Here is a 13118-nt window from a genome sequence, read left to right as displayed (position 1 = left end):
CCGGGGAGCGGGGATCCGTCGCGGACAGCGTGCCCGGGCCCGGCACGGACGACATGTCGCGGGCTGCCGGCGACGACGTGCCGCGGCTCGCCGCCGACGTTTCGCCGCCCGCCGCCGACGGCGTGCCCGGGCCCGCCGCGGAGATCAGCGGCCTGCGCGTGGAGATCGGCGGCAGGGCGATCTTGGACGGAGTGCACCTGCGGGCACTGCCCGGCAAGGTGACCGCGCTCATCGGCGCCTCCGGCAGCGGCAAGACCACCACGGGCCTCGCCCTGCTCGGCGTGCACCCGCCCGGCGCCCGGGTCACCGGCGAGGTACGGCTGGCCGACGGCGGACCGGTCGGCTATGTGCCCCAGCAACCGTCCTCCGTCCTCAACCCCGCCCGGCGCGTCGGCACGCTGCTGAACGACGTCGCCCGTGCCCAGGTACGCGGCCTGCCGCGCGGTCGGCGCAGGGCGGCAGTACGCGAACGCGTTCTGCGAGCCCTGGCCGAAGCCCACCTCACCGACCCCGAAGCGCTGCTGCGGCGCTACCCGCACCAGCTGTCGGGAGGCCAGCAGCAACGCGTCGTACTCGCCCAGGCGCTGCTGCACGGCGCCCGCGTCGTCGTCGCCGACGAACCCACCACCGGCCAGGACACGGTGACCAAGAGCCGGATCGTCGAACAGCTCGCGGCCGTAGCGCGCCGTGGCATCGCCGTCGTCCTGCTCAGCCACGATCTCGACGTCGTACGCGCGCTCGCCGACGAGGTCCTGGTCATGCGAGCCGGACGGGTCGTCGAGTCGGGCCCGGCCGACCGGCTGTGGCACGCTCCCCGCCACGCGTGGACCCGCCAACTGCTGGCGGAGCAGCAGCCTCCCGCCCGCCACGAACAGCCGCGGACGGGCGAGGGCCAGCCCCTGCTGCACGTACGCGACCTGGTGGCCCGGCACCGTGACGGCGGCCGTGGCGGCACGGTGGTGCTGCGCGCACCCGAACTCACCCTGCGCCCCGGCGAGTCGCTGGCCGTCGTCGGCCGGTCGGGCAGCGGCAAGACGACACTGGCCCGCTGTCTTGCGGGGCTCCACCGTGACCACGGCGGGGAGATCCGCTTCGAGGGCACCGTGCTGCCGCGCAGCCTGCGGCAGCGGAACCGTGCCCAACTCGCAGCGGTGCAGTACGTCTTCCAGGACGCGCGGGCCGCCTTCGACCAGCACCGTCCCGTCCACCACCAGGTCGCCCGCACCGCGGTCAGACTGCGGGGCGCCGACCCTGCGACGGCCGGGCGGGAGGCCCTGGCCACGCTCGCCCGGCTCGGTCTCCCGGCGGAGCCGGCCCAGCGACGCCCCGGAGAGCTCTCCGGCGGCGAACTCCAGCGGGCCGCCCTCGCCCGCGCCCTGCTGGCCCGGCCCCGGGTCCTGCTCTGCGACGAGATCACCTCGGGCCTCGACACCGTCGCCCGCCGGGGCATCCTCGACACCCTCGCCGGTCTGCTGTGCGACCGGGACGAGTTGGCGCTCGTCCTCATCACGCACGATCTGGACACCGCACGCCTGGCGGATCGCGTCGTCGTGGTGGACAACGGCGAACTCGTCGCGGAGGGGACCCCCGACGACGTCCTCCCCGGCCCCGCCACGGCACACGATGCGCGGGTGCCGATGACGTGACGCCGAGACACCGTGACGCCGAGACACCGTGATGCCGTCGCCCGGCGTCGCCGCTGCGCCGCCGGGGATTGGCATCGGGGCCGGTGGGCGAACGCGACTCGTCCACCGGCCCCGAAAGACCCACGGCCCACGCCCCACGGGCTACGAGCTACGGCCCACGGGCCACGGGCTCCCTCGCGCCGAGCCGGAAGCTCCCGTGGTGCCGCGTCGCTTCAGAGGAAGCTGACGTTCTGGGCCAGGGAGAGCTCGCTGGAGTAGTTGATCGTGTTGGTCGCCGAGCGCATGTATGCCTTCCAGGCGTCGGAGCCCGACTCGCGGCCGCCGCCGGTCTCCTTCTCGCCGCCGAAGGCGCCGCCGATCTCCGCGCCGGAGGTGCCGATGTTGACGTTGGCGATGCCGCAGTCGGAGCCGGCGGCCGAGAGGAAGATCTCGGCCTCTTGCTGGTCGCGGGTGAAGATGCTGGACGACAGCCCCTGCGGGACGTCATTGTGCAGCGCGATCGCCTCGTCCAGGGTGTCGTAGGTGAGCACGTAGAGGATCGGCGCGAAGGTCTCCTCGCGTACGACGTCGTTCTGCTCATCGACGCGGACCAGCACCGGCTCGGTGTAGGCGGCGCCGGGAGCGGCCTCGGACAGCCGTCGGTTGCCGCCCGCGAGGATCTTGCCGCCCTGCGCCTGGACCCGGGCCAGCGCGCTGTTCATCGCTTCGAGGGCCGTGGTGGAGATGAGCGGGCCGACCAGGGTGGTCTCGTCGAACGGGTCGCCGATGGGCAGTTTGCGGTAGGCGCTGGTGAGCCGTTCGACGAGCGTGTCCGCGATGTCCCGGTGGACGATCAGGCGGCGCAGGGTCGTACAGCGCTGACCCGCGGTGCCCGCCGCGGCGAAGACGATGCCCTGGACGGCGAGATCGAGGTCGGCCGAAGGGGCGACGATCGCGGCGTTGTTCCCGCCGAGTTCCAGCAGGCTGCGGCCGAAGCGCGCCGCGACCCGGGGGCCGACCTCCCGGCCCATCCGCGTCGAGCCGGTCGCGCTGACCAGAGCGACACGGGTGTCGTCCACCAGAACCTCGCCCACGGCGCGGTCGCCGAGCAGCAGGCGGTGCACATCGCGGGGCGCCCCGACCTCGTCGGCGGCCCGGGCCAGCAGCCGGTCGCAGGCCAGCGAGATCAGCGGCGTGAGCTCGGAGGGCTTCCAGACGACCGTGTCGCCGCAGGCGAGCGCCACGGCGGTGTTCCATGACCACACGGCCGCGGGGAAGTTGAACGCGGAGACGACACCGACCACACCGAGCGGATGCCAGGTCTCGGCGAGGCGGTGACCGGGGCGTTCGGAGGCGATGGTGCGGCCGTACAGCTGTCGGGACAGGCCGACGGCGAAGTCGCAGATGTCGATCATTTCCTGGATCTCGCCGAGGGCCTCGGAGCGGATCTTGCCCGCCTCGATGGTGACGAGATCGGCGAGGTCGCTCTTGTGCTCCCGCAGCAGTTCGCCCAGCCGGCGCACGAGTTCACCGCGGCGCGGCGCGGGCGTGGTACGCCAGTTGAGGAACGCCGCGTGGGCGTCGCCGACGGCGGCGTCGGCGTCGGCCGCGGTGGCGGCCTTCAGCCCGAAGAGCTCCTCCCCGGTGATGGGGGTGCGCGCCGCGAAATCGGCGCCTTCCGGAACGGTGACGCCGACGTTGCCGAGGCTGGTGAGCGCGCGGGCACGCAGGTCGTCCGTGGTGGGCAGAGCGGTGCTGGTCATGGTCATCCTTACGGGACGGGAGGGGAGGGGGGCGGGATCAGATGAGGGCGCCGTCGAGTTCCAGTTCGCGGGCGACCTGGGCCAGTGAGCGGTTCTGCTGCTGCTCGTAGAGGGCGAACGGATCGAGCACCTCGCGTCCGACGGCGTCGGAGAGCCACTCGGCGTCGTAGGCCGCGCCCTCCTGCGCGTTGTCGCGGGTGCCCTCCGAGCTGAGGTTGGACTGGAAGATGCCGGCGGCCGAGCGGGGCAGGAAGTCCTCGTAGACGATGGGCTCGGCCCGCGCCCATCCCCGCCGCAGCAGTTCGGCGAGGTCCGCCGGCGGAGCGCTGCCGTCGCGGGGCCGGCCGTCGGCCACCCGGTAGGTGAAATAGGCCAGTCCCTGGACGGCCAGTTCCTGTTCGGTCGGGGGCATGTGCTGCTCCCACACGCCGCGGGCGATGTCGCCGCGCTGTGCTCCGGGAGCCTCGGAGCTCTGCTGGTCGACGATGCCGAGCAAGCGGTCGTACAGGGCGCGGCCTTGCCGGGTGAGGGCGATGCCGCGCGCCTCGACCTCGCCGAACCGGACGCGCAGCGCGCCGCTGACGACGTCGCCGTCCGGGGTGCGCATCGCACGCGGCTCGGCGAGGGCCCGGAAGGAGGTCTGCCGCAGCAGGACATCCGGTCCTCGCCAGGCCGGTGGACCCTGGATGGTGTCGATCATCTCGATGCCGCGCTCGGTCATCCGGCGGTACAGCTCGTCGATGTCCAGGACGCGCGGGGTCAGGTGGTTGATGTGTGTGCTGCGTACCCCGCCGATGTCCGCGGCGACGGCGGAGATCCGCTCCAGCGTCTCGTACCAGGCCTTGTCCACCGGCTCGGCGGACAACTCGAAGGCTCCGACGGCCAGTTGGAGGAAGCGCTCGGCGTCCTCCTGGGGCAGCTCCCCTTCCGCTGCGGCGCGGTCGGCCAGTGTGAGCAGTTCCGGGGGAAGAGCTCACGGGCGGCGAGGAAGGACTCCAGGCGTGCGCGCAGATCGGGGTCGAAGAAGCGGGAGTCGGCCGGGGTGAGCATGGAGGTGAAGACACGGAACGGGTTGCGTGCCAGTTCCTCGTCGTCGACCGGCCGGAAAGCGGTGGAGACCACGGGCACGGCACTGGCGGCGGCCTCGCGCAGGTCGTAGAAGCCCACCGGGTGCATGCCGAGGGCGGCGAAGACGCGGGCGACCTGCCGCAGTTCCCGCGGGGTGCCGACGCGGATGGCACCGTGGCGTTCGGCCGTCACCCGGCCGATGGACCCCAGGCGCTCGGCGTCGGCGCCCCGGTCGCGCAGTACGTCCTCGTTGACCTCGCGGGAGACATCCACCAGCGTGGTGTAGGCGGGCACTTCCTTCCCGTACATTTCCGACAGCCGCGCGGCGAAGGCGGCCCGTAGCTGCCACTGGCTGAGCGTTGACATGGTTCGGCCTTTCGCTTCGGGAATTCACGTCGCTTCGGGGGTTCACGCGTTCCCTTCGGGCCCGCGCTGTCGCTTCGGGGCTGACGCCGGTTCACACCACGTGGGCCTCCGGTCGGATGTCCGCGCCGGTGCGGAAGCGGTCGGCGCTGAGCGGGGTGATGTCGGTGAACGGACGGCGTTCCAGACAGAGATCGCGCATGATCTCGCCCACCGCGGGTGCCTGGAGGAAGCCGTGACCGGAGAACCCCGTGGCGTACAGGAAGTTGTCGAGTTCGCCGGAGCGGCCGATCAGCGCGTTGTGGTCCGGTGTGTTCTCGTACAGCCCTGCCCATCCGCCGGCGGTCTCCATGTCGGCCAGTGCGGGGGCGCGGCGGCGGACGGCGGCGCGGAACAGCTCCAGCCACTCCGGGGTCCAAGTGGTGTCGAAGCCTTCCTCCTGCGCGGGGTCCGCCAGCCCGAACAGCAGACCGTCATCGCTGTTGTGGAAGTACGCGCTCGAGGAGAAGTCGATGGTGAAGGGGATACGGGGCGCGGGCGGGACGAGCGGCGTGGTGAAGGCCAGTTGGCGCCGAACCGGCCGTACGGGAAGGCTGACGCCGGCCATGTCACCGATCTGCCGGGACCACGCCCCTGCCGTGCAGACGACAGTGCCGCAGGAGATGGACCCGTGGCTGGTGTGCACCCGGGTCACCCGAGAGCCGGCCGTGTCGATACCGGTGACCTCGGTGTGCTCGGCGATGGTGACGCCCGCCCTGGCCGCGGCTGTCGCGTATCCCTGGACGACGAGCCCCGGGCGGGCGTGGCCGTCGGTGGGGGAGTACGCGGCAGCCACCAGGCCGTCGGTGCTGACGTAGGGGCACAGTTGCTGTGCCTGTGCGGGGTCGATCATGCGGGTGGGCACATCGAGGCTGTTCTGGACGGCGACACTGGTCTCGAAGTCCGCCGCCTGTTCCTCGCTGGTGAGCAGGAACAGATAGCCGACGGTCTCCAGCCGGATGTCGGTGCCCGGGCGGACCGGAAAGTTCTGGTACGCGTGCAGGCTGCGGCGGCCCAGCTCGATGTTGAGCGGGTCCGAGAACTGCGCGCGTACGCCGCCGATCGGTTTGCCCGAGCTGCCGCCTCCCAGCTCGCCGCGCTCCAGGACGACGATGTTGCGCACCCCGGCTTCGGCGAGGTGGAAGGCGGTACTGGCACCCATCACGCCGCCACCGATGATCACGACATCGGCGGAGTGCGGAACGGTGCGGAAAGCGGAGGAGGGCATGAGGCCGATCCCTTCCAACGGCCGGCAACGGGGCGGGCGAGGGGCGGCCCGGCCCGGGCGCGGCGTGGCTGTCAGTGCGTGGCGGAGCTGATCAGCTGTCTGCGCCACATCGTGCAGCAGCCCGACCGTTGACGTCCATGAACAGTTTCTGCGGCCTTTCGTTTACGGTGCCTATATGGAATGGACGAGTGCTCAGCTGCGTTCGTTGGTCGAGCTGACCCGGCGGGGAACCGTCACCGCGGTGGCACAGGCCCTGGGATACACCCCCGGCGGGGTGTCGCAGCAGATCGCCGCGCTGGAGAAGTCCACAGGTATGGAGCTGCTGCGGCGGGTGGGACGCCGGGTGGAACTGACCGACGCGGGTATGACGCTCGCCCGGCACGCCGAGCGCATCCTGGCCACCGAGGCCGAGGCCGTCGAGGCGCTGGAGCGCACCCGCACCGAGGTCTCCGGGACGCTGCGCGTCGGGCTCTTCACCACGGCCGCCGCCGAGATCCTGCCCCCGGCCCTGCGGCGTGCCCGGGAGCTGCATCCCGGCTTGACGGTGCGCAGCCGGGACATGGACGTGGACGACGTGTACGACGCGGTGGCCGGTGGCGCGGTGGATCTGGCCCTGGGACTGGACTACCCGGACGTGCCCATTCCGCGGGACTCGGCCCTGTGCGTGCTGCGGCTGTCCAGGGAGCGGTTCTCCCTCGCGGTCCCGGCCGGCGCGATGACCGGCCGCAGGACGGTCTCCCTCGCCGAGGCCGGGGAACTCGGCTGGATCCTGCCGCCGGCCGACAGCTACTACGGCCGCGCCGTGCTCACCGCCTGCCGCCGGGCAGGTTTCGAACCGCGGGTGCTGCACGAGGTGACCGACACGGCCGCGACCCTGGCCCTGGTCGAGACCGGGGTGGGGGTCAGCGTGGTGACCGATTTGATGCTGCGCCTGCGCGCTTCCCGTATCGACGTCATCGGACTGCGCGAAACCATGGAGCGGCACATCGTGGTGGTCTTCCGGTCCTCCGCACGGCACCGGCCGACGGTGGCGGCCCTGGTGGAGGTGCTGCGAGCAGCGGTGGGAGCTCGACCGGGAGAGACGGAGGATCAGCTTCCGTTGGGCTGAGGAGCGGAAGTTGTCGCCCTGCTACGTCTTCCCGGACAGCAGGCCCTGAGCGAGGGTTTCCGGCCAGTGGTGACCCACGCCACGGCGGCGGCCCCTCGTGTCGCCGTTGCCTCCCATGGAGCGAGCGATGTCCACCAAGCACCCCTCGAAGCCTGCTGCCCTTCCCCCGTTGCTGGGGAAGGGCCCCCGTGGAATCTTCAGACGAACCCTTCCCTCCGAACAGCCCACCGGTGAGCGCATGGTGCGCACCCTCGGACTGACGCAGCTGACGATGATCGGTGTCGGAGCCATCATCGGAGCCGGCATCTTCAGCCTGGCGGCGGCCGTCGCCAGGGACACCGCGGGCCCCGCGGTACTGATCTCGTTCCTGGTGGCCGGGGCCGCGTCGCTGTGCGCGGCCTTCGCCTACGCCGAGTTCGCTGGCATGGTCCCGAAGGCCGGTTCCTCCTACACCTACTGCGCCGCGGTCCTCGGGGAGATCGTGGGCTGGATCGTGGGGTGGGACCTGCTGCTGGAGTACACCGCGATCGTCGCGGTCGTCGCCATCGGCATGTCCGGCTATCTCGACTTTCTGCTGAACGCCGTCGGCCTCCATCTGCCGACCTGGGCGCTGGGCGCCCCCGGCACCGGGGACGGCCACCGGATCGACCTGCTGGCAGTGGTGATCTGCCTGGCCGTCGCCTGGCTGCTGACCCGTGGGACCCGCACCTCGGCCCGGGTGGAGACCGTGCTCACCATCATCAAGATCGCCATCGTGCTGCTGGTGATCGTCGTCGGCTTCGCCAAGATCGACACCGGCAACCTGCACCCCTTCGCGCCGTTCGGGCTCGGCGGAGCGTTCACCGGTGCGGCAACCGTCTTCTTCGCCGTGTTCGGCTACGACGCGCTGAGCACCGCCGCCGAGGAGTCGTTGGAGGCCCGCCGTAAGCTGCCGAAGGCCATGATGCTGTCGCTGGGCATCTCCATGGCGCTCTACGTCCTCGTCTGCATCGTGCTCACGGGACTCCAGCACTACAGCGAACTCAACCCCAAGAGCGGCATATCCAGCGCCCTGGCGAGCGTGGGGCTGGGCGGGCTGGCCAACGTCGTCGCGGTCGGGGCCGTCGTCGGCATCGTCACCGTGACGTTCTCCTTCATGATGGGCGCCTCCCGCCTGTGGTACGCCCTCAGCCGGGACGGGCTGATGCCGGCCTGGTTCGGCGCCATCCACCCCAAGCGCAAGGTGCCGCACCGCGCCACCTGGATCATCGGAGCCGTCTCCGCGCTGCTCGCCGGGGTGCTGCCCATCAACGCCGTGGCCGAACTGACCAACATCGGCGTCCTGCTGGCCTTCATGGTGGTGTGCGCGTCCGTGCTGATCCTGCGCTACCGGAAACCGCACCTCAAGCGCGGGTTCCGCTGCCCCGGAATGCCGGTGGTTCCCATCCTGGGCATCCTCTTCTCCGTCTGGCTGATGTCGTTCCTGCAGTGGGACACCTGGCTGCGACTGGGAGCCTGGCTCCTGGTCGGCCTGCTCATCTACGCCGCCTACGGCTACCGCCGCACCCGCCAGGTGATGCCCGGCGGCTCGGTGGACCTGGACGCCCTGGACGACATGTCCGACGCTGCGGAGCAGGACGTCGCCGTCGCGGAACGCGCTCCGTAAAGGGGCGCCCCGTAAGGGGCGCGGGGAACTGCGCGATTAGCCACAACGAACCCGCAGCCCGCGGGCTTCGGGCAGGGGCACCCCCACCCCGGAACAGGGGAGGGACGGCGCAAGAGTCACCGGCCAAGCCTTAGCCGGGGTCCTCATGCGCGGGGTGCACATACGGCCCCTCCGGCACGGCACTCCGCAAGGAGCGCAGCATCCGGCCGAGCAGCGGATTGCTGTTCTCGCTCCGGTGCAGCGCCAGCACCCGCCGGAACGCCGACCGCCGGCTGAGCCGGGTGGCCTCGACCGCCCTATCGGGCGAGTGCCCGAGCGCCGGTACGACCGCCACCCCGAGGCCGGTGGAGACCAACTCCCGTACGACGTCGTAGTTGTTGCTGCGGAAGGCGACCGAGGCCTCGAAACCGGCCGCCGCGCACAGCCGTACCAGGGTGAGGGCCCCGGCCGTGCCCTCCCTGCTGGTGATCCACCGGGCCCGGGACAGTCCGGACAGCCGACTGCTCAAGCCGCTGTCCCGGGCCCTGAGGAGCACCAGATCCTCCCGCAGCAGAGGGTGGCAACTCAGGCCCTCGGGCCACTGTCGGGGATCGAGGCCGTACTCGTACACCAAGGCCACATCCAGCTCGCCCTCGTTGAGCGCGGCCACGAGTTCGTCCGGTTCGCCCTCCTCGAGCTGGATCTGCGCTCGCGGGTGCGTCCGGGCCAGCTCGGACAACGCCGCGGGCACCAGCCGGACACCGGCCGTGGGGAAGCTGCCCAGCCTCAGCCGGCCACTCGCACCGGAGGCGAGCTGCCGCACCTGGTGGTCCAGTTCGTCCAGCGCTGCCAGCACCGGGATGCTGAGGTCGACCAGCCGATGGGCCGCCGTGGTCGCACGGATACCGTGCGCCTCCCGCTCGAACAAGGTCAGCCCCGTCTCCTTCTCCAGCGCCGAGATCTGCTGCGAGATCGCGGAGGAGGTGTAGCCGAGATCGCGGGCGGCGATGACGAACGAGCCGCTGCGCACGACGGCCCGCAGCGTGAGCAGATGCTGTGGTTTGAGCAACGGATCCTCCTGGGGTGCGGGCACGCCGCGGGCGTCCGGGCACAGGCGCGGGTGTGAGACGGGCCGGGCCGCGTGGTGCGGTAAAGCATAAGCATCGCTTCGCCTGGGCGGTGTTTTCTTTCGGCCTGCTGGGTCTTGTGGCTCCGGCCGCCGGACGCGGATCGTGGCGTGGACCGGGTCGAACACGACCGTGGAGCGAGAAGGAGCGACCGCAGTGACCGCAGTGCCCGCGACAGCGCACGTACCGGAACCTCTCGACGCGGCAACGGTGACCGAGGCGCTCAGCCGCGGCGGCTGCGGGGAAGTGCGCGGCGACCCGGGGAGCCGCGCCGCCTACTCGGCCGACGCCTCCAACTACCGGAAGATCCCGCTGGCCGTCGTCTTCCCGCGCCAGCGGCAGCACGTGCTCAACACCCTCGCCGTCTGCCGCCGTCTGGACGTACCCGTCACCTCACGTGGCGCGGGCACCAGCACCTCGGGGCAGGCCGTCGGCTCCGGCGTGGTCGTCGACTTCTCCCGCTGCTTCAACCGCCTGCTCGCACTGGATCCGGACGCCCGCACCGCCACGGTGCAGCCTGGCATCGTCCTGGACGACCTCCAGCGGGCCGCTTCCCGGCACGGGCTGCGCTTCGGCCCCGACCCGTCCACCCACAGCCGCTGCACGCTGGGCGGAATGATCGGCAACAACGCCTGCGGCTCGCACTCCGTGGCCTGGGGACGCACCGCGGAGAACATCGCGGAACTCGAAGTCGTCACCTACCGGGGCACGGTGCTGCGCCTCGGCGAGATGACGCGGGCCGAGATCGACGAGGCCGTCGCCGCCGGTGGCGACCGGGGCGAGCTCATCGCGTCCCTGCACCGGCTGGCCGAGGACAACCTGGCAACACTCCGTACCGAACTGGGGCGCTTCCCCCGGCAAGTGTCCGGATACGCGCTGGAACAGCTGCTGCCGGAGCACCGCTTCAACCTCGCCCGGGCACTGGTGGGCAGCGAAGGAACGCTGGCTCTCATCCTCTCCGCCACCGTCCGTCTCGTGGTGCCCCCGCCCGCCCGGGCCCTGGTCGTGCTCGGCTACCAGGACGCCTGCGCCGCGGCCGACGCGGTCCCCGAACTTCTTCAGCACCGACTGCTGGCCCTGGAAGGGCTGGACCGGGCGCTGACCGACATCGTCACCAGACCCGAAACCCGGCAGACGATCGACACCCTGCCCCGCGCACAGGCCTGGCTGTTCGCCGAACTCGGAGGCACGGAGGAAGAGCTGCCCGCACGGGCCGCAGCACTCGCCACGGCAGCGGGCACCACCACCGGCTTCACCAGCAGCGAAGTGGTCACCGACCCCGCGCGGGCCCGGCAACTGTGGCGTATCCGCGAGGACGGCGCAGGCCTGGCCACGCGGCTGCCAGGCGGGGGCGCCTCCCTGCCGGACGCGGACGGCACCTCCCGGTCGGCGGCGGACGGCGCTTCCCGGCCGACGGCCGCCGGGGGAGACGCCGAGGCCTGGCCCGGCTGGGAGGACGCCGCCGTTCCACCCGATCAACTGGGCTCCTACCTGCGCCACTTCACCGACCTCGTCCAACAGCACCGACTGCGCGGAGCGGTCTACGGCCACTTCGGTGAGGGCTGTCTGCACGTGCGCGTCAACTTCGACTTCACCACCGAGCACGGCACCGCCGTCTTCCGCTCCTTCGTCACCGACGCCGCGAAACTCGTCGCCGCGCACGGCGGCTCACTGTCGGGAGAACACGGCGACGGACAGGCACGCTCGGAACTGCTGCCGCTGATGTACGGGCCCGCCGTCATCGCGCTGTTCGAGCAGTTCAAGGCCGTATGGGACCCCGACAACGGGCTGAACCCCGGAATGATCGTCGATCCGCTGCCCGTCGACGGCAATCTGCGCGTCAGCCCGCACCGCACACCCCTGCCGCTGACCACCGTCTTCCCGTTCCACGCCGACGACGGGGACTTCGCCAAGGCCGCCCGCCGATGCGTCGGCGTCGGCAGATGCCGTACGGCCACGCCCGGTGGCGGCGGCGTCATGTGCCCCAGCTACCGGGTCACCGGGGACGAAAAGGACTCCACCCGGGGCCGTGCCCGGCTGCTGTACGAGATGACCCAGGGCGAGGTGATCACCGACGGGTGGCGGTCCACGGAGGTACGTGACGCACTCGATCTGTGCCTGTCCTGCAAGGGGTGCAGCACCGACTGCCCGGTCGGCGTCGACATGGCCACCTACAAAGCGGAGTTCCTGCACCACCACTACCGATGGCGCCTGCGCCCCGCCTCCCACTACTCCATGGGTTGGCTGCCACTGCTGGCCCGCGCGGCCGCACGTGTGCCCCGGCTGGTCAACGCGGTGACCGCGTCCCGACTCGCACCGGCGGTCAAACGTCTCGGCGGTATCGCCGCCGAGCGGGAGGTTCCGCGCTTCGCCGACCGCACCTTCCTGTCCTGGTTCCGTACGCGCACCGACCGGGGCGACGGCCACCGCGGCCCGGTCGTGCTGTGGGTGGACTCCTTCAACAACCACTTCAGCCCAGACGTGCTCAAGGCCGGGGTCGAGGTGCTGGAACACGCCGGGTACTCCGTCCAGGTACCCGACGGCACCCAGTGCTGCGGGCTGACCTGGATCACCACCGGGCAGCTGGGCATGGCTCGTCGTATCGCCCGCCGCACCGCCACAGCGCTCGCCCCCTTCACCCGTGCCGGAATCCCCGTCGTGGGGCTGGAACCCAGCTGCACCGCGGCCCTCAAGGCGGATCTGCCCGAACTCCTCGACGGCAACGCCGAAGCGCGGGCCCTGGCACAGCACACCCGCACCCTGTCCGAACTCCTCGTCCACCACACCCCGGGCTGGGAACCACCCCGTATCGAGGCGAGCGCCATCAGCCAGACCCACTGCCACCAGCACGCGACCAGCGGCTTCGGCGCCGACAGCACCCTGCTCGCGGCCATGGGGGTCAGCAACAGCGTCCTGAACTCCGGCTGTTGCGGGCTCGCCGGCAACTTCGGCTTCGAACGCGGCCACTACGACGTATCGGTCGCCGCCGGCGAAGAGGTCCTGCTGCCCGCCGTCCGCGCCGCCGCGCCGGACACCGTGGTGCTGGCCGACGGTTTCAGCTGCCGCACCCAGATCGCCCAGCAGACCTCGCGCAGCGGCACCCATCTCGCGCAACTGATCGTCCGCGCCCTGCACACCGAGTCCTGAATCCCTCCGAAGAGACAAGGAATCGC

At 71.4% G+C, this 13118-nt stretch carries 7 protein-coding genes and 1 pseudogene; 4 read left to right on the top strand and 4 right to left on the bottom strand.

All coding sequences use genetic code 11. From position 1 onward, the window contains the following. Positions 1 to 53 precede the first annotated feature (53 nt). On the top strand, positions 54 to 1646 hold the full coding sequence (locus tag ACQEU8_RS01920; RefSeq protein ID WP_433102089.1) for an ABC transporter ATP-binding protein: 1593 nt from the start codon (positions 54 to 56) through the stop codon (positions 1644 to 1646). A gap of 212 nt (positions 1647 to 1858) precedes the next feature. Here the strand turns inward: ACQEU8_RS01920 and amaB are convergent, their stop codons facing one another. The 3 genes and pseudogenes from amaB to ACQEU8_RS01905 form a co-directional block, all read right to left on the bottom strand. Continuing rightward, positions 1859 to 3388, bottom strand: coding sequence for an L-piperidine-6-carboxylate dehydrogenase (amaB, locus tag ACQEU8_RS01915; protein ID WP_433096070.1), 1530 nt, complete (start codon positions 3386 to 3388; stop codon positions 1859 to 1861). A 37-nt stretch (positions 3389 to 3425) separates the two neighbouring features. Further along, positions 3426 to 4822, bottom strand: a pseudogene (gene hglS, locus ACQEU8_RS01910) (2-oxoadipate dioxygenase/decarboxylase). 91 nt (positions 4823 to 4913) lie between these two features. Continuing rightward, positions 4914 to 6086 (bottom strand): NAD(P)/FAD-dependent oxidoreductase, encoded by a 1173-nt coding sequence (locus ACQEU8_RS01905; protein WP_433096068.1) that lies wholly within the window; start codon positions 6084 to 6086, stop codon positions 4914 to 4916. A gap of 175 nt (positions 6087 to 6261) precedes the next feature. Between ACQEU8_RS01905 and ACQEU8_RS01900 the strand changes: the two genes are divergently transcribed. Together ACQEU8_RS01900 and ACQEU8_RS01895 are read left to right on the top strand one after the other, a co-directional pair. Further along, entirely contained in the window at positions 6262 to 7194 is a 933-nt protein-coding gene (locus ACQEU8_RS01900) for a LysR substrate-binding domain-containing protein (protein WP_433096066.1), read from the top strand. A gap of 238 nt (positions 7195 to 7432) precedes the next feature. After that, a complete protein-coding gene (locus ACQEU8_RS01895) occupies positions 7433 to 8839 on the top strand; it encodes an amino acid permease (protein WP_433096064.1) in 1407 nt (468 codons plus the stop codon). A gap of 130 nt (positions 8840 to 8969) precedes the next feature. Here the strand turns inward: ACQEU8_RS01895 and ACQEU8_RS01890 are convergent, their stop codons facing one another. Further along, complete coding sequence (locus ACQEU8_RS01890; RefSeq protein ID WP_433096062.1) at positions 8970 to 9887, bottom strand: LysR substrate-binding domain-containing protein; 918 nt, start codon at positions 9885 to 9887, stop codon at positions 8970 to 8972. Positions 9888 to 10110: 223 nt separating this feature from the next. Between ACQEU8_RS01890 and ACQEU8_RS01885 the strand changes: the two genes are divergently transcribed. Beyond that, on the top strand, positions 10111 to 13092 hold the full coding sequence (locus tag ACQEU8_RS01885) for an FAD-binding and (Fe-S)-binding domain-containing protein (protein ID WP_433102087.1): 2982 nt from the start codon (positions 10111 to 10113) through the stop codon (positions 13090 to 13092). Positions 13093 to 13118 lie beyond the last annotated feature (26 nt).

Source organism: Streptomyces sp. CA-250714, from assembly GCF_050936705.1.
Classification (GTDB): Bacteria; Actinomycetota; Actinomycetes; order Streptomycetales; family Streptomycetaceae; genus Streptomyces.
Note: the sequence above shows the minus strand (reverse complement) of the source record. Positions and strands in the feature narration are given on the sequence as shown.

Bases quoted from the DNA above. Each gene is read 5' to 3' on its own strand.
- ACQEU8_RS01920 (WP_433102089.1), top strand. From the start codon at position 54: ATGTCGCGGGCTGCCGGCGACGACGTGCCGCGGCTCGCCGCCGACGTT.
- amaB (WP_433096070.1), bottom strand. From the start codon at position 3,388: ATGACCAGCACCGCTCTGCCCACCACGGACGACCTGCGTGCCCGCGCG.
- ACQEU8_RS01905 (WP_433096068.1), bottom strand. From the start codon at position 6,086: ATGCCCTCCTCCGCTTTCCGCACCGTTCCGCACTCCGCCGATGTCGTG.
- ACQEU8_RS01900 (WP_433096066.1), top strand. From the start codon at position 6,262: ATGGAATGGACGAGTGCTCAGCTGCGTTCGTTGGTCGAGCTGACCCGG.
- ACQEU8_RS01895 (WP_433096064.1), top strand. From the start codon at position 7,433: ATGGTGCGCACCCTCGGACTGACGCAGCTGACGATGATCGGTGTCGGA.